We start from the raw sequence: 25,614 nt of genomic DNA, 5'->3' as shown, positions 1-25,614 counted from the left end.
TTAGGCAAATCCCCCCGCATCCACCCCCAACTCCCCACGCAAAAACTCCACCAACCCTCGCTGCAGCCCGCTCAAAACCCCCTCACGACTAACCAGCGCCAGTTCCGTCGGCGCCAACTCAGGCATATCCGTACACACCTCATGCTCTGGCAAGACCGCCGAAACCGGCAGCACCGAAATCCCCAACCCGGACGCCACCGCCGCTTGAATCCCGGTCAGGCTGTGACTGCCGAATGCCACCCGCCACGGTCGCTGCGCCACGTCGAGCAAGCGAATAGCCCGTTGCCGGTACAGGCAGCCCTGCGGAAACAGCGCCAGCGGCAGCACCCCGTCGCAGGTGTTGACCTCAGCGCCTTTGACCCACACCAGCCGCTCCGGCCAAGTGGCCCATGCCGGGCCGCTGTCGGGTTCGCGCTTGACCAAGGCGATATCAATGTCGCCGGCGTCGAGGCGTTGGCGCAGGTCGAGGCTCATGCCACTGATGGTTTCCAGGCGCGCTTGCGGGTGGTTGCGGGTGAAACCGGCGAGGATCAGCGCCATGCGCCGGGCGTCGAAGTCTTCCGGCATGCCGATGCGCAGCACTTCAAGGTCGACGTCACTGGCCAGCGCTTGCGTGGCTTCGGCGGACAGCGCCAGCAACCGCCGCGCATAGTGCATCAGCAATTCGCCGTGCTCGGTGACGGCAACGTTTAATCCGGTTCGGTCACGCAACAGCAGCGGGTGGCCGACCAGATCTTCGAGTTTGCGCACCTGCTGGCTGACCGTCGATTGCGTGCGGTGCACACGCTCGGCTGCGCGGGTGAAGCTGCCTTCGTCGACCACGCAGACGAAGGTTTTCAGCAGTTCCAGATCCAGCATGGCGGCGCTCCACGTAGTGGTTTTTCGAATGACAATCGCATGTTTATTTAATTTCACACTATCACCGCGCGCTCATAAGCTGAAGTCCTCACTCTGGAGGAATCGACCGATGACCTTGAACAACACGCCGCGCCCGCAATGGCTGACCTTCGATTGCTACGGCACGCTGATTCAGTGGGACGAAGGCCTGAAAACCGTTGTCGAAAAAATTCTCAGCGACAAGGGCGATCACGCCATCGACGCCGATAAGCTGATCGAAGTCTACGACCGTCACGAGCACCGTCTCGAACAAACGCCGCCGCACCGTTGCTTTCGTGAGCTGAGCACGCTGGGCCTGCAACTGGCCCTGGAAGAATTGGGCTTGCCGAGCCTGCCTGAAGACAGTCAGCGCCTGGCGGCCGCCATCCCGGACATGCCGCCATTTGCCGAAGTGCTCGACACCCTCGCGCAACTCAAAGCCATGGATTTCAAGCTGTGCATCGTCTCCAACACCGACGACGACATCATTGCCGGCAACGTCGCGCAACTCGGCGGCCGTATCGACCGGGTGATCACCGCGCAACAGGCCGGTGCCTACAAACCGGCGCCACGGCTGTTCGACTACGCTCATGAGCAATTGGGCGTGACCCGGGATGAAGTGGTGCACATCTGCGCCAGCCCCATGCTTGATCACACAGCGGCGCGGGACATGGGCTTTCGTTGCGTGTGGATCGATCGCGGCACCGGGCGTCAGTTGTTGCCGGACTATCGTCCCGACGCGATTCTGCCGAGCCTCGACCGAGTGCTGCCGCTGTTCAAGTCCCTCGGCTGGACCTAAGGAGAATCGCCATGGCGCACACCTTGAGCGGCACCGCCAAAACCAGACCCACCTCGATGCTGAACCTTGCAACCGAGGCGATCATCACTGCCCGCAACGAACTCGCCGCGTGCTTTCAACTGGCCGCGCTGCATGGCCTGGAGGAGGGCATCTGCAATCACTTTTCGGCGATGCTACCGGGGCATGACGATCTGTTTCTGGTCAATCCGTACGGCTACGCTTTCTCGGAAGTGACGGCGCAGAATCTGCTCGTCTGCGACTTCGAGGGCCACGTGGTCGAGGGCGATGGCGAGCCCGAAGCGACTGCGTTCTATATTCACGCGCGGTTGCACAAACAACTGCCACGGGTAAAAGTCGCCTTTCACACGCACATGCCGCACGCCACGGCGTTGTGCCTGCTGCAAGGCCCGCCGCTGCTGTGGCTGGGGCAGACCGCGCTGAAATTCTATGGGCGCACGGCGGTGGACGAGGATTACAACGGCCTCGCGCTGGACGCATCCGAAGGCGATCGCATCGCCAGCGTCATGGGCGACGCCGACATTCTTTTTCTGAAAAACCACGGTGTGATCGTTACCGCGCCGACTATCGCCGAAGCCTGGGATGATCTGTATTACCTGGAGCGCGCCGCGCAGGTGCAGCTGCTGGCCATGGCTACCCAGCGCGAATTGAAACCGGTGCCCCACGCCATTGCACAGCGCGCCTATGAACAAATGCGTGAAGGCGATGCGCAAAGTGCCCGCGCGCACTTGGTCAGCGCGATGCGGCGGCTGGACCTGCACAACTGATTAACCGTAAAGCAGCAATCGAAAATAAATCGACGATCAGCGATCATCCAAACTCGCGAGGCGCCGATAACTGGGCGGGGGGCGGGCGTTTGCCCGGTACATCCCGGTGGGCTACGCTCACACATACAAGGGTTTCGGGCTCGCGCCCCTGTCGTACCTGCCCAGGACATGCTTTTGCTAATCCCCAATCCCGATCCGCATCACGCTCCCGGCACGCTCAAGCGGTTGCCGCTTCGCAAAGCCGCAGTGCTGTTTATTGTCGCGGTGAGCCTGTGCCTGTGCGGCCTGCTTTATCTGCAACTGGAGCAATCGCGGCGTCAGGATCTGGCGGCGGCGAAGATGGCTTCGAGCAACCTGACCCGGGCCATGGCCCAGCAGGCCGAAGACACCGTGCGGGCAGCGGATCTGGTGATGACCAGCCTGGTCGACTGGATTCAGGACGATGGTTACGGAGCGGCGCAGAGACCTCGGTTGCAGAGGATCTTCGCCCGCCGCGCGCAGCAGCTGGATCAGTTGCACGGCATCTTTCTGTTCGATCGCGAGGGGCAGTGGGTCATCACTTCGTTCGCCAATCTGCCCCGTGGCAAGGGCGTGGCGGATCGCGAATATTTCAAGTTTCATCAGCAGAATGCCTCGACCGTGGCGCACATCGGCCCGGCGATTCGCAGCCGTGAAAATGGCGAGTGGATCATCCCGATCTCCAGACGCGTCAGCGACCACGCCGGCAATTTCCAGGGCGTGCTGATGGCCGGCATCCGCATGTCGTACTTCGATCAGTTCTTCAAGAGTTTCAGCCTTGATGACAGCGGCATCATGTTCATGGCGTTGACCGACGGCACCTTGCTGGCGCGACGGCCCTTCGATGAGTCGCTGATCAATACCTCGGTGGCCCACGGCGAGATCTATCAAACCCTGTTGCCCAACGCTAACGCGGGCACGGCGATGCTCAATTCCGTGGTCGACGGTGTGACCCGCTTGTATGGCTATCGACAGCTCGCCTCGTATCCGCTGGTGGTTTCTGCCGCGACTTCACAAGACACGATTCTGCAGGGCTGGTATGACCGCGCCTTCCAGTCCAGCGTGATTGTCGCGCTGGTGATTCTCGGGATTGGCCTGTTCGGCTGGGTGTTCATTCATCAGGTGCGCGACGGCGAGCGCATCGAGAAAAACCTGCGCAAGGCACAACTGGCGCTGGAGCAGATCGCCACCCACGACAGCCTCACCGGGTTGGCCAATCGCCGCTTGTTCGAGCGGTCGTTGGAGATTGAATTTGCTCGTGGCGCGCGCCAGGTCAGCCCGGTCAGTCTGATCATGCTCGATATCGATTTTTTCAAGCGCTACAACGACGCTTACGGCCATGTCGCCGGCGATCAATGCCTGGCGCAGGTGGCACAAGTGGTGAAGACCTGCTGCCAGCGCAAGTCGGACCTGGCGGTGCGATACGGCGGCGAGGAGTTCGCCGTGCTGTTGCCGGACACCGATATCAACGGCGCGCTGGCAATCGCCGGGCAAATTCGTCGCAGTGTTATCGACAAGCACATCATTCATAGTGGTTCGCCGACCGGTTATCTCACTGTGAGCCTGGGCTGTTATTCATTTATTCCGCACGGCAACGACAGTCCGCAGGTGTTTATCCAGCGTGCGGACGCGGCGCTGTATCAGGCGAAAAATGCCGGGCGAAATCGGGCGGCAGTGTTCGCGCCGGAAGAGGGATTTGCCGAACTGATGCGTTCGGATCGCTGATTCTTTCAGTTCACATAAATAGAAAGTGGGAGCGAGCCTGCTCGCGAAGAGGGCATGTCAGTCACAATATTTGTTGACTGATACACCGCTTTCGCGAGCAGGCTCGCTCCCACAGTGGTCCTGACGTGTTCAGGACTATCTGGGATGGCTCTTGTTCGTTCAGCCGCCCGTGCCACCGCCCGCGCCACCTGTGCCGCCGCCGGCCGAACCGGTGCCGCCACCCGCGCCGGAACCCGAACCGCTGGCGCCGCCATTGGTGCCCGTGCCGGTGCCCATGCCCGAACCAGTGCCAGTGCCGTTATTGGTGCCGCTGGAGCCGCTGCCGCCCGATGGCGAGCCCGGGGTATTGTCTGGCGGCATGGTCGAGGTGCTGGCGCCGCCGGACTTGGTGCCCGTCGCGTCGGTGCTGTCATTGGCGGCGAAGCTGGCGGCGGATGCCGTGGCCAGCAGGCCGGCCAATACCAACGAAGTGATTTTGCGCGTCATCATGGTACGTCTCCTGATAAAGGGGATTACCTGATATTGGTCTTGCGCACCGAAGCCTTGGTGCCGGTCGAGTGACGAGCGGTCAGTCGCTGCGCCCAGTGGCCTACCGTTCTTCTGCAATATTGGCTATTTGCCGAACCATCCCCGGGGACTAACGTAGCCGCACATTCAATCGCTACCCCGGAGCCCAACATGCAACCTCGTGCCGATTTCTACACCGCTTCCCCCGATGCCTTGAAAGCGATGATGGCGCTGGAAAATGCCGTCTCGAAACTACCGCTGGAAAAGAGCCTGATCGAACTGGTCAAGCTGCGCGCCTCGCAGATCAACGGCTGCGCCTTCTGTATCGATATGCACACCGCCGACGCCATCAAGGACGGCGAAACCCCGCGTCGCCTGTTCGCCGTGACGGCTTGGCGGGAAGCGCCGTTCTTCAGCGAGCGTGAACGTGCCGCGCTGCTGTGGACCGAGTCGCTGACGCAACTGAGCCTGACCCACGCGCCCGACGAAGACTATGACGTGGTCGCTGCGCAATTCTCGCCGAAGGAACTGGTTGACCTGACCGTGGCAATCAACACCATCAACGGCTGGAATCGCCTGGCAGTGGGCTTCCGCAAACTGCCGCAGGCTTGAGGCCTTCAAGCCAATCCCTTGTGGGAGCGAGCCTGCTCGCGAAGGCGCCGTGTCAGTCACCATCATCGTTGCTGACATACCGCATTCGCGAGCAGGCTCGCTCCCACAGGGACCTATTCAATGCCCATCTGAACTCGACGCCGCCGTTCGTTGCACCTTGCGCATCAAGGACACCATTACACCGCGCATTGCTTTGTCTTAATAGGAAGCATTACTATTCACGCCCCTTTCCTCACCACGCCGCCCATCCCCCATGCGCTCCCGCAGATCCGGCTTTTTCGAGCACTACGAAGAGTTGATCGGCACCTGGACTCGTCGCTTGCGCAATCGCGCGCAGGCCGAGGATCTGGCGCACGACACCTTTGTGCGGGTGCTTGAGGCGGATTCGGCGGCGGTGCAGCAGCCGCGCGCGTATTTGCACCAGACCGCGCGCAATATCGCGGTCGATGGGTATCGGCGTGAGGACCGGCGCGGCGCCATGGAGTCGGAGGCGGTCGATGACAGTGCGTCGTCAGCGGGCGATCCGGAGCATTACATGCACGCGATTCAGTTGGCCGACTCCATCGAACGCGCGCTCACCGAATTGCCGCTCAACTGCCGCAAGATCTTCGTCTGGCAGAAGATCGAAGGCCTGACGCAGGCAGAAATTGCCGAGCGCCTCGGGCTGTCCAAGAACATGGTCGAAAAGTATATGATCCGCACCCTGCGGCATCTGCGTGAGCGGCTGGATGGGTTGCAATCATGATGCCGTGTGACATCGAAAGGATCGCAGCCTTCGGCAGCTCCTACAGAGGGTCGTGCCGAATCTCAACCTCAGCCGGACAGGACATTCCATGATGGAGACGGGTGATTGCGCCTGTGGGCAAGCGGCGGTGCGTGATGAGGCGGCTGCCTGGTTCGTGCGCTTGCAGGAGCCGGATGTCAGCGTCGCAGAACAGCAGCGCTTCGACGCCTGGCTGGCTGAGCATCCGCAACACCGCGAAGAATTCCAGTTGCTGCAAGGACTGTGGACGGCGGCTGATTTGCTGCCGGCCTCACGTCTTCAAGCGCTGGTCGAAACTCCGCCGGCTCGCCGTGAACGCCGTCCTTTACTGCGTTACGCCGTCGCCGCGAGTGTCTTGGCTGTAGCGCTGGGGCTTGGCCTGTTCAGTGGTTTGAATCATCCGGGCGGTTACAGCGCCGAGTACGTTACGGCGCTGGGCGAGCGCAGACATGTGGCGTTACCCGATGGCTCAGTGATCGACATGAACAGTCGCAGCCACTTGCAGGTGCGTTACGAGCAGCATCGACGCGTCATCGAATTGAGCGCCGGCGAGGCGCTGTTCAGCGTTGAACACGACGCCTCGCGTCCGTTCATTGTCGAAGCCGGCAGCGGCAAGGTCACCGTCACCGGTACGCGTTTCGATGTCCGCCGCGATGCCACGCAAACCCGCGTGGCGGTGGAGCAGGGCACGGTGAAGGTGCAGGGCAGTGATGCCCCGGACGACCAGTTCATCAACCTGAGCGCAGGCCTCGGCACCTCGGTCGATGCCCAGGGCAGAGTCCTGCCGGCCTACGCGGTCAACCCGGCGCAGCTGACCGCGTGGCGCAACGGCAAACTGGTGTTCAACAACGCCAGCCTCAGCGAAGTGGCGGCGGAAGTATCACGCTATCGCGACAAGCCGCTGACCGTATCCCAGCCGAACGTGGCCAGCCTGCGCCTGACCAGCGTGTTCAAATCCGACGACACCGACGCCTTGCTCAAAGCCTTGCCGAGCATCCTGCCGGTGGCGGTGCGCACCCTCGCCGATGGCAGTCAGGAAATAATTTCCAGATAACATTCAGGTTTTTTTCCAGTTCATCGTCTTCCTGTTCAACTGCAACTGGTTTGCATTAACAGCCGCACACTCTTGCGATCCACAGGACTCCGTACGACGTGAACACCACCACAATTCACAATAAAAAATCCCCTTGGTTGCCACTGGCCTTAGCGCTCGCAGTCACCACAGCGATGCCGGCGTTTGCCGCCGAAGCCATTCATATCCGCGCGCAGCCGCTGGATCAGGCCTTGAGCGAGCTGGGCCAGCAGACCTCGCTGCAGGTGTTCTTCAGCCCTGAGCTGGTTGCCGGCAAACAGGCTCCAGCGGTCGACGGCGACCTGTCGCCGGAGCAGGCGCTGCGCCAGTTGTTGCAGGGCAGCGGCCTCGATTATCAGATCAACGAAGGCTCGGTGACGCTCGCCCCAGCAGCCACCTCCGCTGCCAGCAACGGCCCACTGGAGCTCGGCGTGACCGATATCAAAGTGGTCGGCGACTGGCTCGGTGACGCCGACGCCGCGGTGGTGCAGAACCACCCCGGCGCACGGACGGTGATTCGCCGCGAAGCGATGGTCGAGCAGGGTGCGATGAACGTCAGCGACGTGCTCAAGCGCGTGCCCGGCGTGCAGGTACAGGACTCCAACGGTACCGGCGGCAGTGATATTTCCCTCAACGTTGGCGTGCGCGGTCTGACTTCTCGGCTGTCGCCACGCTCGACCGTGCTGATTGATGGCGTGCCTGCGGCGTTTGCCCCCTACGGCCAGCCGCAGTTGTCGATGGCGCCTATTTCCTCGGGCAACCTCGACAGCATCGACGTCGTGCGTGGCGCCGGTTCCGTGCGTTACGGGCCGCAGAACGTCGGCGGCGTGATCAACTTCGTGACCCGCGCGATTCCGGAGAAAACCACCGGCGAAATCGGCACCACCCTGGAAACGACGCAGTACGGCGGCTGGAAACACATTGACACCGCATTTCTCGGCGGCACCGCCGACAACGGCATGGGCGTCGCGCTGCTGTACTCCGGCGTCAACGGTCACGGCTATCGCGAGCGCAACAACGGCAATGACATCGACGACGTGCTGCTCAAGACGCACTGGGCGCCGACCGATCAGGACGATTTCAGTCTCAATTTTCACTACTACGACGCCAGCGCCGACATGCCCGGCGGCCTGACCCAGCGTCAGTACGACGACAAGCCCTATGACTCTGTCCGTGACTACGACCAGTTCAGTGGCCGGCGCAAAGACGTGTCGTTCAAGTGGATCCGCCAGATCGACGAGCGCACCCAGGCAGAAATTCTCACCTATTACACCGACAGCTTTCGCGGCAGTACCATCGCCGCGCGCGATCAGCGCACCCTCAGCTCGTACCCGCGTTCCTATTACACCCTCGGCATTGAGCCGCGTGTGTCGCGGGTGTTCGATGTCGGCCCGACCACGCAGGAAGTCAGCGTTGGTTATCGCTATCTGAAAGAGGCGATGCACGAAGAGTCGAGTCGTCTGGCGCTGGTCAACAACCAGCCAGTGGTCACCCCGACCTCGGATGGCCATGTATTCCAGGATCGCACCGGCGGCACCGAGGCCAACTCAGTGTATGTCGACAACAAGATCGACGTCGGCAACTGGACCATCACCCCGGGCATTCGCTTCGAACACATCAGCACCGACTGGCATGACCGCGCCGTGCTCGACACCGCTGGCCGCCCGGTACCGGAGAAGAACCGCAGCATCGAAAGCAACGAACCGCTGCCGGCGCTGAGCGTGATGTATCACCTGTCCGATGCCTGGAAGCTGTTTGCCAATTACGAAACCTCGTTCGGCAGCCTGCAATATTTCCAGCTCGGCCAGGGCGGTTCCGGTGACAGCACCGCCAACGGACTGGAGCCGGAAAAGGCCAAGACCTACGAGATAGGCACACGCTACAACGATGATGTGTGGGGCGGTGAGGTGACGCTGTTCTACATCGACTTCGATGACGAACTGCAATACATCAGCAACGATGTCGGCTGGACCAACCTCGGCGCCACCAAGCATCAAGGCATCGAAGCCTCGGTGCACTACGACATGGCCGCACTCGACCCGCGCCTCGATGGCCTGACCGCCAATGCCGGCTTCACCTACACCCGCGCCACCTATGAAGGCGAGATTCCCGGCTTCAAGGGCCGCGATCTGCCGTTCTATTCGCGGCAGGTGGCCACGGTCGGGTTGCGTTACGACATCAATCGCTGGACCTGGAACGTCGACGGCTTCGCCCAGTCGAAGCAGCGCTCGCCGGGCACCGGTGTGAACGCGGATGGCAGCTTCAACGGCAACTACATCACCGAAGGCACAGCGGATGGGCAGTACGGCGACATCCCGGGTTACGTGACCTGGAACGTGCGCGGCGGCTATGACTTTGGCCCGCAGGTGTCGAACCTCAAGCTCGGCGCCGGGGTGAAAAACCTCTTCGACAAGCAGTACTTCACCCGCTCCAGCGACAACAACTCGGGGATGTATGTCGGCGCGCCGCGGACATTCTTCGTGCAGGCCAGCGTCGGCTTCTGATAAAGCGCGGCGCCTTCTTCGCGAGCAGGCTCGCTCCCACATGGACCACTGAAACCCTGTGGGAGCGAGCCTGCTCGCGAAGCTTTCAGACCTTCAGGACTTTTCCGCCGATCGCCACAGCCACCAGCAACACCGCCATCAGCCCGAAGGCAAAACTCAGGCTGCTGGCATGGGCGACAAAACCGATCACCGCCGGCCCGGCCAGAATCCCTGCGTAACCCAGTGTGGTAATCGCCGGTACCGCGATGCTCTCCGGCATCACCGTTTGCTTGCCCACCGCCGTGTACAGCACCGGCACGATGTTCGAGCAACCGGCGCCGACCAGCGCATACCCGAGCAGCGCCGCTTGCCAGCTCGGCGCGAAGGTGGCGAGAAACAACCCCGCCGCCGCCAACAGACCGCCAAACAGAATGATCCGCGTCGCGCCCAGCTTGCGCACGATGCGATCACCGAGCAGACGCCCGACGGTCATGGTCAGGGCGAATGCTGCGTAGCCCAATCCCGCATAAGCCGTATCGATCCCGCGTTCCTGAGCGAGGAAAACCGCGCTCCAGTCCAGCGCCGCGCCTTCGGTGAGGAACACGATGAAGCACATCCCGCCGATAAACAGCACGATGCCATGAGGAATCGCAAAGGCCGGGCCGGAGCTTTCGCTGCCGTAGGGCAACATGTGCGGCACGCACTTGAGCAAGGCGCCGACCAGCAACACAACGACCACCAGCATCGCCGCCAGCGGCGTCAGGCCGAGGCCGAGCAGGGCGCTGACGCCTGCCGCGCCGACAATGCCGCCGAGGCTGAACAAGCCGTGGAAACCCGACATCATGTGCTTGCCGCTGGCGCGCTCGACGATCACCGCTTGCAGGTTCACCGTCGAATCCACCGTGCCGAGGCCGGCACCGAACATGAACAACGTGGCGATCAGCGCCGGGATCGACGACACCGTCGCCAGCAATGGCAACGCCGCGCAGATCAGCAGGGTGCCGCCGGTGGCTACGCGTCGGCAACCAAAACGCGTGGCGAGAATCCCCGCCAGCGGCATGGCCAGAATCGAGCCGACGCCCAGGCATAACAGCAATAACCCCAGCGTGCCCTCATCCAGCCCGGCCCGTGCCTTGGCATACGGCACCAGCGGCGCCCACGCGGCAATGCCGAGGCCGGCGATAAAAAAAGCGACGCGCGTGGACATCTGTTCCAGGCGGCCGGGGACGAACGTGTCTTGGGGGTTGAGGCTGGTCATATCGATCCTTGGCAAAAAAACAACTGCATCCCGAGTGACATTCTGATGGCGTTGAGGTTCGATCTCAGGCCTTTCGGGGCATAACGGTGAACATCCTACCCTGTGGGAGCGAGCCTGCTCGCGAAAGCGGTGGGTCAAATTTGGAAATGTCGACTGAGGCACCGACTTCGCGAGCAGGCTCGCTCCCACACTGGATTGCGGTTTACAGTCGGATTTTCACCAGCATGGAAAACGGGAACAAGGCATGACAAGGTTCTACGACGCACGCGGCAATATCTACGCTGTGGTTTCGCCCCAAGCCTTGCGCGAAGCCGGAATTGCTTTGCCGGTCAGCGCCGCCGAGTGCGCGGAGTCTCGGCAGCAATGGAGCGAAGCCGCCATCGCCCTGTGCTGCCGCTGGCCCGAAGGCCAGCGCCCGGCCAACAGCAAACCGCACCGCAGCGATGGCCTGCTGATCGGCCCGTTCCAGGCATCGGCGCCGTTCGATGTGCTGATCGTCAACACCGACGGCAGCCTCGCCGAGCGCAGTGGCAACGGCCTGACGATTTTTTCTCAGGCGCTGACCGAGCAAGGCTTGATGGCGGCGCAGGGTGCAGTGTTGCGCGTTCATCATGACAAGGGCGAGGCGCTGGAAACCGCGGTGCAACCGGCCGAGGTGGAAGGTGTGCGCGGTTTCTGGCTTGATCTCGGTCAGCCCGGATTCGGCCCTGAGGCGGCGGGTGCGCAGGCGATTGAAAGCATTCAGTTCAATGATCGCGACGTCAGCCATGTCCCGCCTCTGGCACAACTCGATCCCGACTGGAGCCACAGCCAGTTCGTGCGCATCGGCAATCCGCACTGCGTAACGCTGCTCAGCGATGCGGCCGCGTTACCGGGCAACCAGCAAATGCGTGAAGCGCCCCTGAACGAACGGCTGACCGCGATTGCCTATGCCATGCCCACCGGTGCCGGCAATCCCTGTCCGGCGGGCGTCAATCTGCAATGGGCTGCGCTGGCGTCACCGCAGAAAATCCTTGCCCGGGTGTTCGAGCGCGGCGAGGGGCCGACCGCATCTTCGGGCACCAGCGCCAGTGCGGTGGCATGTGCGGCGTGGCGGGTGGGTTGGATTGAGGCGGGGGAAGTGCGGGTGGTGATGCCCGGCGGCATTGCGCCGGTTTTGCTTGAGGTTTCGGAGGGCGTATTGCGGCGGGTGAGATTGTTTGGCACGGCGCGGTTGATGGATTGATTGGGCGGACGTCATCGCTGGCAAGCCAGACTCCCACAGGGATTTGCGCTGAACACATTCCTTGCAGCCAACTGGATCTACTGTGGGAGCGAGCCTGCTCGCGAAGGTCGGCACATCCAACATCGAGGCGCCTGGCATGGCGCTTTCGCGAGCAGGCTCGCTCCCACAGGTTTTGCTTTCAGCGCAAATCTCAGCTGAACTCCACCACCGGCATCTGCCGTTTCATCAACACCTTGCCGTCACGAATCGAATACAGCGGCAAACCCTGGCTGCGGATCACTTCGTAATCGCTGTCCGCCGAAAGAATCAGCAGGTTCGCCGGGCGGCCTTGTTCGAGGCCGTAACGCTCGCCCAGGTGCATGGCTTTGGCGCTGTTGTCGGTGACCAGGTCCAGCGCACTTTGCAGGTTGCGATAACCGAGCATGTGGCAGATGTGCAAACCTGCTTCAAGCACGCGCAGAATGTTGCCGTTGCCCAGCGGGTACCACGGGTCGACGATGGAATCCTGGCCGAAACACACGTTCATCCCGGCTTCGAGCAGTTCGTTGACGCGGGTCACGCCGCGGCGTTTCGGGAAGTTGTCGAAACGTCCTTGCAGGTGAATGCTCTCGGTCGGGCAGGAGACGAAACTGATCCCCGAATGCCCGAGCAGGCGGAACAGTTTCGCGCAGTAGGCGTTGTCGTAAGAGCCCATCGCCGTGGTGTGGCTGGCGGTGACGCGGGCGCCCATGTCGCGGCTGCGCGCTTCTTCGGCGAGCACTTCAAGGAAGCGCGAATGCGGGTCGTCGGTCTCGTCGCAATGCACGTCGACCAGGCAGCCGGTGCGCTCGGCCAGGTCCATCAGAAATTTCACCGAACTGACGCCCTGATCACGGGTGTACTCGAAATGCGGAATGCCACCGACCACATCAGCGCCCATGCGGATCGCTTCTTCCATCAGTTCGCGACCGTTGCGGAACGACTCGATGCCTTCCTGCGGGAACGCGACGATTTGCAGGTCGATCAGGTGGCGGCTTTCCTCGCGCACTTCGAGCATGGCTTTGAGCGCAGTGAGTTGCGGGTCAGTGACGTCAACGTGGGTGCGCACATGCTGGATGCCGTGGGCGGCCAAGGCCTGGATGGTCTTCTTGGCGCGGGTCTTGGTGTCTTCTTCGGTAATGGTGACTTTGCGCTCGCCCCAGCACTCGATCCCTTCGAACAGGGTGCCGCTCATGTTCCAGCGCGGCTCGCCGGCGGTGAGGGTGGCGTCGAGGTGGATGTGCGGCTCAACGAAGGGCGGCACCACCAGATTGCCGCCGGCATCGAGGTCATCCGGGCCGAGGGTCGGCGCTTCGGTCTGGCGGGCGATGCTGTGGATCAGGCCGTCTTCGAGGTGCAATTCGTGCAGGCCTTCCTGGTTGCGCAGGCGGGCGTTGATGATGTGCATCAGGCGAATCCTTTTTTATAGGTCTTGTAGTGGTGCGCTGAGGCGACGGGCGCCGAGCACACCGGTGACGATGGCATACGTTAGCGCGGCAGCTGCGATCCCTACCAGCGGCGCGACCCAAGGCGAACTGAACGCAGCGACGGTGCCCACCCCGTAGGCCCCGAGCCCCGGCCAGTTGAACGCCGGCAACCGTGCGTCGGCCAGACGCGGATAGTGCCCGCGCCAGCGGTAGAAAAAGTCAGCCATGATCACCCCGCCAATCGGCGGAATCACCGTGCCGAGCAGGATCAGATAGGGCACCAGCATGTCGTACATGCCCAGTAGCGCGAGCAGCGTGCCGATTACCGCACCGCCGAGGGTCACGGTTTTGCGCCGCCCGGTGCGCAGCAGGTTGCAGCCGGCCACGGCGAAGTTGTAGATGGTGTTGTCCTGCGTGCTCCAGATGTTCAGCAAGAGCATGGCCATCGCGGCCATGGCGAAACCCTGCAACAGCAGCACTTCGACTACATCGGGTTGCTGATAAACGATCGCACCGTATGCGCCGATCAGTACCATCAAGCCGTTGCCGATGAAAAAACCGATCAGGCTGGCCAGCACCGCGACTTTTGCCGAGCGCGAAAATCGCGTCCAGTTGGTGGCTTGCGTAGCGCCGCTGACGAAGGTGCCGAACACCAGGGTGATCGCCGTCGACCAGTCCAGCGAACCCGTCGGCACCACGCTGAGCAAACCTTCGAAGCCGCCGACCTTCACCGTCGCTACCCACATCGACAGCATCAGCAGCAACATCATCGCCGGTACCGCGATGTACGAGAGAATTTCCAGTCCGCGATAACCGATATACGCCGTAGCGCAGAAGCCCAGACCGAACAGCACCATCAGGCCCAGCACCGTGGTTTCATCGAGATTGCAATACTTGCCGATCACCACCGCCGCCGTCGCCGTGCCCCAGGCGTACCAGCCGATCTGGGTGAAGCCGAGGATCAGGTCGCTGAGCTTGCTGCCGACTTCGCCAAAACAGAAACGCCCCATCAGCACGGAGTTGAGGCCGCTCTTGAAGGCGATGTAACCCAGCCCCGCCGCGTACAGGCCCAGCAGCAGGTTGCCGACGATGATCACCGCCATCATCTCGGCGAAACCGAACGCGACCCCGAGCTTGCCGCCGGCAAACATGGTCGCGGTGAAAAACGTGAAGCCCAGTAACACCATCGCCGTCGAGGCCAGGCCTTTGCGCGCGTGCATCGGCACTTCACTGAGCGGGTAATCGTTGCCGGAGGCGTTCTGCGTCATGGGGCAGTCCTTGCTGGAAGGGGAAGACGCAGGAGGGTTGCAGCGGTCGTGCCAAGCGGCGCAAGTGACCGAATGTGGAGACGCGACTGAGGTTTTCAGCGCGAAAGCAGTGCACTGAATGCACCAGGAGCCCAATGTGGGAGCGAGCCTGTGATGTGCATGGCAGATGATTGAAACCTGGCGCCGGACTCTTGTGGGAGCGAGCCTGCTCGCGAATACGGAGTGTCAGTCACCGAATAAATTGACTGGAACGACGCTTTCGCGAGCAGGCTCGCTCCCACAGGGGCGGGGAGATCTGTTGCTTATTCCCCGCGATAAATGCAGCCGCTGGTGCACGTCTCATGAATGCGGATCGCGCTGAGTTCCGGCAGCAATGGCTTCATCTCGTTCCAGATGAATTTGGCCAGCACTTCGCTGGTCGGGTTTTCCAGGCCGGGAATGTCGTTCAGGTAGTTGTGGTCGAGGCGTTCGTACAGCGGCTTGAAAATCGCTTTGATCTCGGAGAAATCGCGAATCCAGCCAGTGTGCGGATCGAGGTCGCCGCTCAGGTGCAGCGCGACCTTGAACGAGTGACCGTGCAGGCGTCCGCACTTGTGGCCGTCCGGGACGTGCGGCAGGCGGTGGGCGGATTCGAAAGTAAACTCTTTGAAGATTTCCACGGTATGACCTGTAGGGCATGAATTTAGAGGGATCTGTTGAATTGTCAGTTTCTGGTGTACTGATCAATGTACTGATTGGTCGTTGCTGGGGTTCAAATCGAGCATCCACTGCGAGATTGCAGATTGACGCCAAGCGACCGAGTTGGGGCCTATTCTAACCTGTTTCGGGAAGGTGCCCTCCCTGATCCGGCGATAAACCGTGTTACGGCCAAGACCGGTTGTGTGAAGCACCTCGTCGAGGCGCAGGAAACGATCGATGTTTTCTGTCGCTGCCATTTGAAACTCCTCGCCGATTTCGGCTTGGCTTGAATTTATGCCGCGCGTGGCGGCAGAAGGTGGTGATGGGTTATGCGCCGGCCTTGGCCAGGCCTGCGTCGATCCGCTGGACAGTGACGTGATGCGCCACCTTTTCATCGGTGTCGAACCAGTCGGATGCGCCCGTCTTGAGTGCCACTGCGAGTACTTGGCGAGACTCACGGAGCGTCGCGACCAGCTCTTCGTGCAGTTCGCGTTCTTCCCGGCCGATTTCCCAGAATCGCGTTGCCCGGTGAGGGGATGGCGGCGGGTTGCTGTTCTGCGCGCCGAGGGCCAGCGCTCCGACCACAGCGTCCAGCAGGTCGCGCTTGTAGGCGTTGTCGCCGTCGATGCTCAACCCGTTTCGGCGCAGCGTGTCCAAGGCATTGTTCAAGTTCGACTCGGGCGACGGCAGCACTAGGTCAAAGTCTTTCTTGCCGGGGCGGCAGGCCACCACCAGCAGCTCGCAATCAAGCGGCAGGTGCTGAGCCATATCCGTGATGGCTTCGATAGCAGCGTCGCGGAATGCATTCTTTTCTTCGGACATTGGTATACCTCGCCCGCCGTACACCGGCAGGCTGTTGAGTTATTGGGGTTACTGCTGGATCAGTTCGGCGGGGACTTTCACCGCGGTGCCGCACTTGGCAAACACCACGGCGCGGAACACTGCGATGGTTCGGGTTTTGCCGGGCTGGCGGTTGAACGGATCGTTTGTCGCGTCAGCCAGCCATGGGTGCCGGTGGCCAACATCGACCCAGACGCCGTACTTCGCGATCAAGCGATCGGCGTCGGGGAGGGCGAAGAGATACAGTTGGCCGGAGACTGGCTGCTGATCACCCTCGATCTCCTTGATTGCCCAGTCCAGCGCCGGGCCGGTCAGTTCCTCGGTGCGGATGCTTATCAGTCGGATCAAACTTCACCTCACGGTCAGGCGGTGGCCTCGAACAGATCAATTTGCGGTACCGGGGTTTCGCGGACGGTGATCGCATCGGCGATCCGTTGTTGGGCGGTCCGGAAGTAACCGGGGTCCTGCTCAATGCCGATGAACTGCCGCCGCAGGTTCATGCAAGCAACACCAGTGGTACCGCTACCCATGGTGTTATCCAGCACAACCCCCCCCCTGATCGGAATACGTGCTGATCAAGAACTCCATCCATGCCACGGGCTTTTGGGTGGGGTGATAGCTTGCTGTCTGCTTATCGCTGGAAAAGAACTGCACCGACCGCGGGTACCGCTCTGTCGAGTCGTATTCGGTCAGGTTCAACGCCTTGCCGTAGCACTCCGACTCCACCGACTTTCGCTTAGACGTCTTGCGTTCATGCCCGGTGGTCATTCTCGGGTTGTACACCGGCTGCTTTCGGTAAAACACCTGCGCGCTTTCGTGAGCGCGCAGCGGCTGCTTCTTGGCGTTGAGGAAGCCCGTGGCCGCCCCTTTCTCCCATATCCACTCGTATTTGTAGTGCCTGGGATTACTCGCCACCAGCATCGACGCAAACGGCTGAGCCGCGCAAAGCACAATTGCCGCCTCCGGCTTGGCGATCCGCAGGTATTCCAGCCAGAGCGGCTCGAGCGGGATGATTGTGTCCCACGCGCATTGCGTGGTTCCGTAGGGTAGGTCGGCCAGCACCATGTCGACGCTGGCATCAGGCAATTGCTTCATGATCTTCAAGCAGTCGCCGAGGTAGAGCTGATATTCACTCATCACCGCGGCCCCTTGTAGCAGTACACGTAGGCGAACCAGGCGAGGGCGATCATGGCGTCACCTGCTTGAACTCGACGACCCAGACCCAGGGGTTGGCGTCCCAGTCGCCGCCGGTGGAGTTCCACAACTCCTTCCAAGCCGCCGGGTACCAGTCACGGTAATTCGGCGAAACGTCATCGCTTGCCAGTTCCGGCGGACACTCCAGGCCTTCCGCCCGGATATCGGCGCGGCTGATGTCTTGCAACCGCTCGACGCGCACGTCGGTGATCTCCAGCAGGATGCGGCAGGCCCAGCGCGGCATGTGGATGCTTGGCTTCCAGACTGGCTGATCGGCTTCATATGGGGTAAGCCCGTCGGCGGCGTAAACCAGGGTGCCGTCGTCGCGTGCCTCACTGACATTCAAGTCATCCGGTTTGAGGTAAGGGCCGCGCATGACTTCGTCGTGATCGCAGTACCAGGTTTCTCGAACCCAAAGGCGATCGCCTCGCCGCCCGTAAGGGCAACCACCGTACATAGCCAGCTCCGCCGCGCACTCCTCCTCAGTCGCACCGAAAGCAGCGAACCCCCAGCGCGGATGGTCTTGAACCACTGCGATCCACTGATGTTCCGGTGAGTCAGATTTGCTGCGGCTCGGGATCTGATTGCCTTTGACTAGCCGGCGCGTGACCGTCTTCTGCCCGGACAAGATCGAGCGAACCATCGCTCCGTTGAAAAGGATAGGGCGCTCTTTGTGGAAGGGTTCCGGCGCCGGGCGGGGCTTGGCCATTTTCGCCTGGCATCGCTTGCAACTGACAAGATCGCGGTTGTGGGTACCGTCCCACTCGACTTCGGATTCTTCATTCAGGCCGCAGGCCGATAGCGACCAGCGCTCGTTGTCCTGCGTGCAGCCGGAGTCGACTATGAGGTGGTTTTTCCTGGGCATGCCGGTTCCTTGCCGCTATAGCGGCTGACTTTGAAGGGGGAGGGAGTTAAGGCTTGGCGTGAATTTCGAGGAGGTGTTCGACTTGGTTCGACATCTGGCCGCCGTCCTGCGCGGCTTCGACAAGTTCGAGCGACCAGTCTTCCAGCCAGTTGCGCGGTACGCCGATGATCTGGGTGTCAGGCACGTCGGGGCAGTCCAGCGGCCACGCCGTGAGAACCTTGTCCCCTTTGTACGTCAGCAGGGGCTCGCCGGTTTCTTTATCCGTCCATTTGCCGTCGGCGTCCAGCATGGCGAAGGCCAGCACTACATCGCGCTCACCGTCCCAGTTGTCGATGTGACGCACGGCGTAGAGACCGGGCTTGTAGTGCGGCGGTTCAGTATTCGCGCCGACCTGCTGGATAGCGGTCAGCTCATCAATCCGCTGATCAGCTGCGCTTCGCCCTTCGAGCGCTGCAGCGATGCGCTCGCGGTAGGCGTCGGTGAACCGGTAAGGGTTGTCGACCAGCGCCTGCAGCATTCCTGACAACTCTTCGTTCCGCTGCTCCGCCGCCCGTCCATTGTCGAATTCAGCACGGCGTGACTGCTCAAGGCTGTGCAGTCGTTCGTCGCGATCGTTCAGCAGCAGTTGCAGGGCGTCACGCGCGGCGGTGACCCGGTCGAAGTCTTTCAACAGTTCCTGCGCAATATTGTGAAACTGTGCCCGCGACATCGCGCTGGCCATGGATATGGCGATCGGCGCTTGAATCACGTTTCTCGTTATTTCGCTCATCCTGCAATCTCCATCGATACCAGATCATGGGCATTCAAAACCTTCATGCCGAGCTCCTTGCCGATATGAACCTCAAGGCTGGCGCCTCGGGAATCCTGCCAGCCGGGCAGGGTGGCCACGGTGTCGCATTCCATGAGGGCGGCGATGTCTCGGCGCATGCATTCGCTCCAGGTCCCGGGGTCTGGGTTCAACTCGGCGGGGTTGATGACGCTGTGTCCGGCGGCGCGCAGGGTGGCGGCCGTGGAGTGGAACAGCGGGAAGTTCAGGTCCAGCATGTTGGTCATGGGACCGCTGAGGTAGATGCGCTTCATGCTGCCACCTTCGGCGTGTAGGTCAGCGTGCCGTCGAGGATCGCTTCCTTGATGGCTTCGAACTCCCAGGCGTAGTACTGGGATTCGACGTAGACGCGCATTTCGCCGTAGTCGTGCTGCTTGCGCTGGATGAACGCTTCGGCGGCATCGCGAGTGAAGTGGCTGTTCACGATTTCCCAGTGCTTGTTCCAGCCGGTCACGGTGTGGTCATCGCACTCGGCGAGGTATTCCCACTGGTCGTACTCGTCCATATCTATAAAGCTGCATTCCCGATCAGCCATCAGTGCTTGGTCGATCTCTGCGCGCTCTTCGTCGTCGAGGTCGTCCCAGTATGCTTTCGGGCTGAACCACGACCGATCCTCAAGGCAGACAACCCGACCTTCGGCGTAGTCGATCTCGTAGCCGTAATCGATTCGCTTGGTCTGCACGGTGAAGATGGCGGCCGCAGTGTGGTGCCATTTAACGCCGCAGCCGTTGCAGTGATAACGAAGGCGTTCGACGAAGTCGTTCCAGGTCGAAGCATCAAGCGCGGCGCCGGTCGCCAATGTCGGCAGCGGCTCGGCGTTTTGGTTTTCTGTGGGCATGGGGCGTCCTATGCCGGGGCATGCCCGGGCGGTGGAGGGTGGGTTATGCGGCTTCTGCTTGTCGCTCGGCGGCTCGCCATGGGTCGTTGGCCCGTGCCAGTGCGGCCATCGGCGGAGGGCTGACGCTGTTGCCGCACATGTGAACCTGCTGGGTCTTGGTGAACGGCTTGCCGTCGGCGCCGTGGCTGATGATGTAGTCGGCGGGAAAGCCCTGAGCCTTGTACAGCTCGGCCGGTTGCAGCATCCGTAGGCAGATGTCGACGATCACGTAAGGCGTGCCCTTGATGGTCACGGTGACCAGTCCCAGCCGATCCTTGGTGGTGATGGTTGGCGCTGGCGCGTCGGCGGCGCTCATGTTCTCGGTGCCGTAGTAGCTGATCAGGAATGCAGCGACCCGCAGCGCACCGGCTTCAACCTCTGGCGAGAGCTGCAGCTCGACCAACGAGCTCTTGCCGCCACCGCCTGCTGTGATGGTTGGCGCGGGTTCGTTCACACCCTGGCCTACGCTGGCGCCGAACTGGCGTTCCATGAAGGCAGTGACCAGTCCGTGATGAGTGCCGCCGGCGCTGATGGTGTGCAGCGGATCGGCGGTGTCCCGCGCATCGCAGTTGCCGCGCAGGTGCACCAGGTTCGCCGTCACCAGCTGCTGCTGGCTTCCGGTGTTGGTAACCGTGGTCATCGGATCCTCGATGCTCTTTGCCGCCGTGGTGTTGAAGCCGCCATTCATCTGGGCCATGAACACCGTTGAGATTCCCATTGCGTGGGCAGCGCCGGCGGGACGCTTGTAGTCGCCGCCGCTGGTGATGGTCGGCAGCGGCTCGTCGAGCGCTTTGCCTTCATCCGAGAACCGGAATTTCACCAGGTGAGCCGCGGCGAGCGCGCGGTGGCCACGCGTCATCAAGGTGCCGAGAGGCTTGTCCGCCGCTACTGGGTTTCCGGCATATACCGGGCCACCGGCGCCGACGAGCACCGGACTGATCAGCGTCAGCTCGCCGCGATTCGCGCACGTCACAGTCGGCAGCGGGGCATGTGGATCGTTTACGCGGTCGCTGCCTTGATGCGTTGCTGGCGCGATGATCGGACTGGCCATGGCGAACGATCCGCCACGCGGCCAGGACGTTACAGTGCGCAGCGGTTCATGGGCAGACTGGACACTTTCGCCGGACCAGTTCGCGATCGGCACGATGAATGGGTCAGCGGCATCGATGACGAATTTCTTCATGCCTTTGGCGATCCGGCGCAGGGTGGCGGGCGCCAGCGGCTTTGCCCGGTCGAAAATGCTTTTGCTCGGGATGGTCCAGTCGATGCACTCGGCGGCGGTGCGCCACTTCTGCTGTCCTTTGACCGGATGCTTTGCGTGGGTCGGCTCAGGCCAGACAATCGGCTGACCGTCGCGGCGGGCGATCATGAACAGCCGCTCCCGGCTGGTCGGCGCACCGAAGTCGCAAGCCTTGATGACCCGCCATTCAACGACGTAGCCCAGACGCTGCAGCTCGGCGACGAACACAGCCCAGGTCTGCCCGCGACGCTTCGGGTCAGGCACCAGGAACTGCTGGTGAACCGGTACGACTTCGCCAGGCTCGGCAATGGCGCCGCCCAACTTCATCACGCGGCCGGTCGACTTGCAGCGCTTGGCGATCAGTGGCCCCCACTGAAGGATCTGTTTCACGTTCTCCAGGCTGATGACGCGAGGCTTCTTCTTGCCAGCCCACTTCAACCCGATCCACGACAGGTTCCGGATCTCACGCTTGCGTGGCTGGCCGCCGGCGGCCTGGCTGTGGTGCGTGCAGTCCGGCGACATGTGGAACCAGCCTACGGCCTTGCCGCCGCATTCGGTGTCGGGGTCACCGTCAAACACGTCGGTGGTGAAGTGCACGGCGCCCGGGTGATTCACGGTGTGCATGCTGATCGCTTGCGGGCTGTGGTTTTTCGCGACGTTCACCGCGCGGCCCAGCCCCATCTCCAGCCCGGTACCGGCACCGCCGCCACCGCAGAAGAAGTCGACAACGATCTCATCGTCCTGAGTGCTGAAGCCGAGTCCGTATTGAGTTTTGAAATCGAAGGGGTGTTTCTTCTGTTGTGCGGACATAGGGGATCCTCGCCGGCTGGCGTGATTCGTAGAAGTGGGGTATTTGTGTTGGGTCCCGGCATGGGGCCGGATTAAGGAGTCGCGATGGGGTTGTACAAGTACGTAACCGCCGACACGGCAAAAAAAATCCTGAAAGGAAGCATCCGATTCACCCAGCCTAAGGCTTTCAACGACCCATTTGAATTACTTCCACAGTTTATTGTTCCTGAAAGTACGCAAGAACATGTCGGGAGTTTTAAGTTTTGTGTAATCAGCCCTAGAAGAAAAGGGTTGGATCGCAGCCATACGCCGGGGGATGATCAATTTAGAAGCGATATCAACGCAAGAGATATAGCGGCTAAACTAAATTCAACGCTAGGGATTCTATGCCTAAGCCGTAATATTGATAGTTTGCTGATGTGGGGGCATTACGCCGGTGAGTATTCCGGTGCTGTTATAGAGTTTGATGAGGGGCACGATTTTTTCACTGGATTGAATCCAGTAAAATACCAGAAGCGAAGACCGATATTTAATCTTTCGGATTTTTACGATCAACCAGTCCCAATCGCAGATCTTTGCGTGAAATCCAATTCATGGTCGTATGAAAAGGAGGTTCGTTTGGTGAGGTCTGCTGAGGATCTAACAGACACTGGTAAGGCTGTGAATGGCTATCCAGTGCTAACCTTGGGCATACCTTTGGAATGCATTAAGGCTGTATATATCGGTGAGAGGATGAGTCTCGAGAATCAAAAAGAATTGTGGGGTCTAGTAAGAAATACAAATATTTCGCTTAGCTTGGCAGCGGTGGCAAACTGGGATTATTCCTTTAGATATGAATTAATTAAATATCCGGGGCCTCTGACCACTTCGCCAATAATAAGCCCAAGAACTGCGCATATCTTTAAAGATGACCCCAGCCAGTTTGGTGAGATGGCTAGATGGATAATCGAGAATCATAAAATGTCTGCGTTTGTTAACAAAATTTGTTGATTCCTGCATTATGCTTCGACGCCCGTTTTGGCAAAGCTTTCAAGCTGTCGCGACTGCTTGTCGGTGATGAGAAATTCAGGTCGCGACAGGGTGGCGAAGCGGGCGGACTCTGCGGAAGGTGCGCCGGCGAGATTGATCAGAAAGGTCGACACCGTCTCCTGCCATTCCTCAAAACCGTGGCGCTCGCCGAGAACCTTAAGCGCGTCATCCAACGCCTTCGAAACAATCAGCGTCCGCTTCTCGGCGCCGATCCGATCGAGCAGCGCCTTCTCCTTTGCTCGCTTGTCCTTCTGTAATTGCGCATTGCTCTTGGCCATGGCCTACCTCTTCAATTCCGCTGGCCGGCAAGTCCAGCCAGGTCTGTCGTTTGCGTTGTTGGATGCGAAAACGTCTCACGCTGCTACCTTCACCTGATGCCAGGCGCCGGCGGCGTAGAACAGCTTCGCGGCTTGGGCTTCGTCCATCGATATCTCGTCGGGAATGGCGATCCAGCCCGATGCGACCAGATGGTTCGGGTTCGCGCTGTTGCGCAGCTCCAGGTAGTAATGCTCGATGGCATCGGTCAGGCGCTCTACCTTGTAGATGCCCTCCGGCGAGATCTCCACCGACTTGATGTACTCGGCGCCGCGCTCGTCTCGACACATGGCGGCGATGTAGATCGTCCAGCGGTAGGAGAAATCGAAAATCGCGTTGGCGATCGCCAAGCTGCGGATCTGCTTGCAGCTCTTCCAGTTCGCCATGATCTGGCTGCCGCTGGGGTCGATGTTCACCACCGCGACGTGGTTGGTGCGCAGCAGCGCCCGGCAGCTGCGCTCAGCCCGGGCGAAACCGTTGTTGGGTTTGCGTTTCGACTTCATAGCGAGTCCGCCATTTTGCGCAGCGCTTTTCGTTCCGCCGCTGATATTGGCTTCGGCCGCCGCTTGAGGACCGTTTCAGGGTCTATTTTCTTCGAGCGGGGCGGTGGGAGCGGATTGCGGGGCGGGCTTTTCAGTTGGTCGATCCGCCCGCCGGCGGCAAGATACTGCGCGATTCGCTCAGCGATCGACTCGGCATCCGGTCGGTGCTGCTCGACGAGGTTGAGGTGGTTGCTGATCATGCTGCAATCCCCAGTACTTGGTTCATGCGATCCTCAAGGATCTCGTAGAAGGTTTTCACCCGCTCCGAGAGCTTGCGGATCATTGCTTCGTCGCGGTAGGCGCGCTTGATGAAAAGCGGCATGCCCGGCCAGTAGCAGACGAAGTCGATCCACTCGCGTTCTGAGACCCACAAGCCGCCCTGGCACTGGGCGACGTGTTCCTTCGGAATCTCGCCGGACAGAATCACTTCCACCTGAAACTTCGGCAGTTTGGTTTTGATTTCCGTCAGACCTGTAGGCCCGACAAGCGAATCGGGCGAGTAACCGGCGCCGTGGTTGAGGATAATCGCCACCTGCTTGGTTTCAACTTCCTCGCGCTGCTCATAGAGCTTCCGGGCGACACGTTCCAGCTCATGGCCGCGCTCAGTGTGGCGATTCCCTTGGAAAGGATCGGCAGCCTCGCCGGTGATGCGCTCACCGATAAGCGTGTTCATGTAGGTGAAGGCACCGGCGCCGAAGCCGGCTTCGCCTTTGCCGTTGACCAGCAGGCATTCCAGCTCAGAGCAGGTGACGATGCCCAGTCGCAGAGCCAGCCATTCCTGCGAGCCCTGCTCGACTTCTGTGATGATTTGCATGGCCGTTACCCCGCTTGCTGGGCCGCTTTGGCCGCTCTTGAGATTGAGTTGTTCAGACCTGCCACGACGCCATCGAATGCGGACTTAGCTATCTGTCCGGGGTCGCCATACATTTTCTCGAAGTTGGCATGGACAGCCTCGCTGCATTTATCCAGCAGCGCCTGAATCTGCCGCGCCTGGGCAGGCGTGACCAGTTGTTCAGATGACTCGACATATCCGTCGTTGTCGTTGTCGTCTCCGCTGGTGATGTTCAGCAGGGCGCACATCACATACCGCTTTCCATACGTTGTGGTCGAACCAACCGACTGAACAGCACTGCGCCCGGCGCCAGTATCAAGGGGCAGGATCATTGTCGTTTCTTCGCGGTGCCCGGCCTTGTGCATCAGGATTCCGGTGACGCTCACACCGTTGGCCTGGTTCACAATCTTGAAGGAAACGCCAAAGCCGAACTTAGCCATGACCGGACGAACCGCGTAATTGATGTCGTCGAGGTCGGCGTACATCTTTTTCGTGTGGGTGTTCTCGGTGCGCTTTTCGACAGAAGGCATTTCACACTGCATTTCAGCGAATGCTGCGTTGAAGGCTTCGAGCGCACTTTTGGCTTCCATTCGGTCTTGAAGCTTGATCAGGCGTTCCAGCTTGTCCATGTCGCACCGTGGGTCGAGAGCAAGCCGACTGATGGTTGCCAGCATGCTGATCTCTTGGGGCGGATGGGCGAGCATTTGGCTTTCACGCTCTGGAGGCATGATGATTTCGGTAGACATAGCAA

The 25,614-nt window shown here is 60.9% G+C and carries 30 protein-coding genes; 9 read left to right on the top strand and 21 right to left on the bottom strand.

Features of this window, described 5'->3' with window-relative positions; translation table 11 throughout:
* Positions 1 to 858 (bottom strand): LysR family transcriptional regulator, encoded by an 858-nt coding sequence (locus GXB78_RS24120; RefSeq protein ID WP_329517295.1) that lies wholly within the window; start codon positions 856 to 858, stop codon positions 1 to 3.
* Between the two features lie 109 nt (positions 859 to 967).
* Between GXB78_RS24120 and GXB78_RS24115 the strand changes: the two genes are divergently transcribed.
* The 3 genes from GXB78_RS24115 to GXB78_RS24105 all read left to right on the top strand — a co-directional run bounded on the left by GXB78_RS24115 (position 968) and on the right by GXB78_RS24105 (position 4,203).
* The gene (locus GXB78_RS24115; RefSeq protein ID WP_329517294.1) at positions 968 to 1,675 is read left to right on the top strand and encodes a haloacid dehalogenase type II; all 708 of its coding nucleotides are present in this window, start codon (positions 968 to 970) and stop codon (positions 1,673 to 1,675) included.
* Between the two features lie 11 nt (positions 1,676 to 1,686).
* On the top strand, positions 1,687 to 2,460 hold the full coding sequence (locus GXB78_RS24110; RefSeq protein ID WP_329517293.1) for an aldolase: 774 nt from the start codon (positions 1,687 to 1,689) through the stop codon (positions 2,458 to 2,460).
* Positions 2,461 to 2,634: 174 nt separating this feature from the next.
* Positions 2,635 to 4,203, top strand: coding sequence for a sensor domain-containing diguanylate cyclase (locus GXB78_RS24105; RefSeq protein WP_329517403.1), 1,569 nt, complete (start codon positions 2,635 to 2,637; stop codon positions 4,201 to 4,203).
* Positions 4,204 to 4,362: 159 nt separating this feature from the next.
* Here the strand turns inward: GXB78_RS24105 and GXB78_RS24100 are convergent, their stop codons facing one another.
* Positions 4,363 to 4,692, bottom strand: coding sequence for a hypothetical protein (locus GXB78_RS24100; RefSeq protein WP_329517292.1), 330 nt, complete (start codon positions 4,690 to 4,692; stop codon positions 4,363 to 4,365).
* 189 nt (positions 4,693 to 4,881) lie between these two features.
* On the opposite strand from GXB78_RS24100, the gene GXB78_RS24095 reads away from it, so the two are divergent.
* The 4 genes from GXB78_RS24095 (at position 4,882) to GXB78_RS24080 (ending at position 9,661) form a co-directional block, all read left to right on the top strand.
* A complete protein-coding gene (locus tag GXB78_RS24095; protein WP_042609087.1) occupies positions 4,882 to 5,322 on the top strand; it encodes a carboxymuconolactone decarboxylase family protein in 441 nt (146 codons plus the stop codon).
* A 253-nt stretch (positions 5,323 to 5,575) separates the two neighbouring features.
* A complete protein-coding gene (locus tag GXB78_RS24090) occupies positions 5,576 to 6,067 on the top strand; it encodes a sigma-70 family RNA polymerase sigma factor (RefSeq protein ID WP_042609092.1) in 492 nt (163 codons plus the stop codon).
* Positions 6,068 to 6,155: 88 nt separating this feature from the next.
* Complete coding sequence (locus tag GXB78_RS24085) at positions 6,156 to 7,139, top strand: FecR family protein (protein WP_329517291.1); 984 nt, start codon at positions 6,156 to 6,158, stop codon at positions 7,137 to 7,139.
* A 98-nt stretch (positions 7,140 to 7,237) separates the two neighbouring features.
* The gene (locus tag GXB78_RS24080) at positions 7,238 to 9,661 is read left to right on the top strand and encodes a TonB-dependent siderophore receptor (RefSeq protein WP_329517290.1); all 2,424 of its coding nucleotides are present in this window, start codon (positions 7,238 to 7,240) and stop codon (positions 9,659 to 9,661) included.
* Positions 9,662 to 9,746: 85 nt separating this feature from the next.
* Here GXB78_RS24080 and GXB78_RS24075 read toward each other — a convergent pair whose 3' ends face one another.
* Positions 9,747 to 10,898: an MFS transporter gene (locus GXB78_RS24075; RefSeq protein WP_329517289.1), complete on the bottom strand. Its 1,152-nt coding sequence runs from the start codon at positions 10,896 to 10,898 to the stop codon at positions 9,747 to 9,749.
* A 244-nt stretch (positions 10,899 to 11,142) separates the two neighbouring features.
* On the opposite strand from GXB78_RS24075, the gene GXB78_RS24070 reads away from it, so the two are divergent.
* On the top strand, positions 11,143 to 12,123 hold the full coding sequence (locus tag GXB78_RS24070; protein WP_329517288.1) for a diaminopimelate epimerase: 981 nt from the start codon (positions 11,143 to 11,145) through the stop codon (positions 12,121 to 12,123).
* A 190-nt stretch (positions 12,124 to 12,313) separates the two neighbouring features.
* On the opposite strand, the gene codA is transcribed toward GXB78_RS24070, so the two are convergent.
* From codA to GXB78_RS24000, 13 genes are all read right to left on the bottom strand, one after another.
* On the bottom strand, positions 12,314 to 13,549 hold the full coding sequence (gene codA / locus GXB78_RS24065) for a cytosine deaminase (protein WP_065615956.1): 1,236 nt from the start codon (positions 13,547 to 13,549) through the stop codon (positions 12,314 to 12,316).
* A gap of 15 nt (positions 13,550 to 13,564) precedes the next feature.
* On the bottom strand, positions 13,565 to 14,836 hold the full coding sequence (codB, locus tag GXB78_RS24060) for a cytosine permease (protein WP_329517287.1): 1,272 nt from the start codon (positions 14,834 to 14,836) through the stop codon (positions 13,565 to 13,567).
* A 302-nt stretch (positions 14,837 to 15,138) separates the two neighbouring features.
* On the bottom strand, positions 15,139 to 15,495 hold the full coding sequence (queD, locus tag GXB78_RS24050) for a 6-carboxytetrahydropterin synthase QueD (protein ID WP_007915588.1): 357 nt from the start codon (positions 15,493 to 15,495) through the stop codon (positions 15,139 to 15,141).
* A 63-nt stretch (positions 15,496 to 15,558) separates the two neighbouring features.
* Positions 15,559 to 15,771, bottom strand: a complete 213-nt coding sequence (locus GXB78_RS24045) for a helix-turn-helix transcriptional regulator (protein ID WP_024013576.1) — start codon at positions 15,769 to 15,771, stop codon at positions 15,559 to 15,561.
* A gap of 70 nt (positions 15,772 to 15,841) precedes the next feature.
* Positions 15,842 to 16,336, bottom strand: a complete 495-nt coding sequence (locus GXB78_RS24040; protein WP_329517286.1) for a hypothetical protein — start codon at positions 16,334 to 16,336, stop codon at positions 15,842 to 15,844.
* Between the two features lie 48 nt (positions 16,337 to 16,384).
* Complete coding sequence (locus GXB78_RS24035) at positions 16,385 to 16,702, bottom strand: hypothetical protein (RefSeq protein ID WP_329517285.1); 318 nt, start codon at positions 16,700 to 16,702, stop codon at positions 16,385 to 16,387.
* A gap of 14 nt (positions 16,703 to 16,716) precedes the next feature.
* Positions 16,717 to 16,884 carry a DNA methyltransferase gene (locus GXB78_RS24030; RefSeq protein WP_329517284.1) on the bottom strand — a complete coding sequence of 56 codons (168 nt, stop codon included), beginning with the start codon at positions 16,882 to 16,884 and terminating at the stop codon, positions 16,717 to 16,719.
* A gap of 4 nt (positions 16,885 to 16,888) precedes the next feature.
* Positions 16,889 to 17,491, bottom strand: coding sequence for a DNA methyltransferase (locus GXB78_RS24025; RefSeq protein WP_329517283.1), 603 nt, complete (start codon positions 17,489 to 17,491; stop codon positions 16,889 to 16,891).
* A 49-nt stretch (positions 17,492 to 17,540) separates the two neighbouring features.
* On the bottom strand, positions 17,541 to 18,413 hold the full coding sequence (locus GXB78_RS24020; protein WP_329517282.1) for an ASCH domain-containing protein: 873 nt from the start codon (positions 18,411 to 18,413) through the stop codon (positions 17,541 to 17,543).
* Between the two features lie 46 nt (positions 18,414 to 18,459).
* Positions 18,460 to 19,182, bottom strand: coding sequence for a hypothetical protein (locus tag GXB78_RS24015; RefSeq protein ID WP_329517281.1), 723 nt, complete (start codon positions 19,180 to 19,182; stop codon positions 18,460 to 18,462).
* A complete protein-coding gene (locus GXB78_RS24010) occupies positions 19,179 to 19,493 on the bottom strand; it encodes a DUF4406 domain-containing protein (protein WP_329517280.1) in 315 nt (104 codons plus the stop codon). The genes GXB78_RS24015 and GXB78_RS24010 overlap by 4 nt, the downstream gene beginning before the upstream one ends.
* Positions 19,490 to 20,077 (bottom strand): hypothetical protein, encoded by a 588-nt coding sequence (locus GXB78_RS24005; RefSeq protein ID WP_329517279.1) that lies wholly within the window; start codon positions 20,075 to 20,077, stop codon positions 19,490 to 19,492. The genes GXB78_RS24010 and GXB78_RS24005 overlap by 4 nt, the downstream gene beginning before the upstream one ends.
* A gap of 43 nt (positions 20,078 to 20,120) precedes the next feature.
* Positions 20,121 to 22,166: a DNA cytosine methyltransferase gene (locus tag GXB78_RS24000; RefSeq protein WP_329517278.1), complete on the bottom strand. Its 2,046-nt coding sequence runs from the start codon at positions 22,164 to 22,166 to the stop codon at positions 20,121 to 20,123.
* An 84-nt stretch (positions 22,167 to 22,250) separates the two neighbouring features.
* On the opposite strand from GXB78_RS24000, the gene GXB78_RS23995 reads away from it, so the two are divergent.
* Positions 22,251 to 23,135 carry a DUF2971 domain-containing protein gene (locus GXB78_RS23995; protein ID WP_329517277.1) on the top strand — a complete coding sequence of 295 codons (885 nt, stop codon included), beginning with the start codon at positions 22,251 to 22,253 and terminating at the stop codon, positions 23,133 to 23,135.
* 8 nt (positions 23,136 to 23,143) lie between these two features.
* On the opposite strand, the gene GXB78_RS23990 is transcribed toward GXB78_RS23995, so the two are convergent.
* The 5 genes from GXB78_RS23990 to GXB78_RS23970 all read right to left on the bottom strand — a co-directional run bounded on the left by GXB78_RS23990 (position 23,144) and on the right by GXB78_RS23970 (position 25,609).
* Positions 23,144 to 23,452: a hypothetical protein gene (locus tag GXB78_RS23990; RefSeq protein ID WP_329517276.1), complete on the bottom strand. Its 309-nt coding sequence runs from the start codon at positions 23,450 to 23,452 to the stop codon at positions 23,144 to 23,146.
* A 75-nt stretch (positions 23,453 to 23,527) separates the two neighbouring features.
* Positions 23,528 to 23,992, bottom strand: coding sequence for a hypothetical protein (locus tag GXB78_RS23985; RefSeq protein ID WP_047301322.1), 465 nt, complete (start codon positions 23,990 to 23,992; stop codon positions 23,528 to 23,530).
* Positions 23,989 to 24,231: a hypothetical protein gene (locus tag GXB78_RS23980; protein ID WP_090283103.1), complete on the bottom strand. Its 243-nt coding sequence runs from the start codon at positions 24,229 to 24,231 to the stop codon at positions 23,989 to 23,991. Before GXB78_RS23980 ends, GXB78_RS23985 begins: the two co-directional genes overlap by 4 nt.
* The gene (locus GXB78_RS23975; protein ID WP_329517275.1) at positions 24,228 to 24,845 is read right to left on the bottom strand and encodes a YqaJ viral recombinase family protein; all 618 of its coding nucleotides are present in this window, start codon (positions 24,843 to 24,845) and stop codon (positions 24,228 to 24,230) included. The genes GXB78_RS23980 and GXB78_RS23975 overlap by 4 nt, the downstream gene beginning before the upstream one ends.
* Positions 24,846 to 24,850: 5 nt before the next feature.
* Positions 24,851 to 25,609, bottom strand: coding sequence for an ERF family protein (locus GXB78_RS23970; RefSeq protein ID WP_329517274.1), 759 nt, complete (start codon positions 25,607 to 25,609; stop codon positions 24,851 to 24,853).
* Between the last annotated feature and the right edge of the window lie 5 nt (positions 25,610 to 25,614).

This window comes from Pseudomonas moraviensis subsp. stanleyae (assembly GCF_036283065.1).
GTDB lineage: Bacteria > Pseudomonadota > Gammaproteobacteria > Pseudomonadales > Pseudomonadaceae > Aquipseudomonas > Aquipseudomonas stanleyae.
This window is presented reverse-complemented; position numbering and strand designations above follow the sequence as displayed.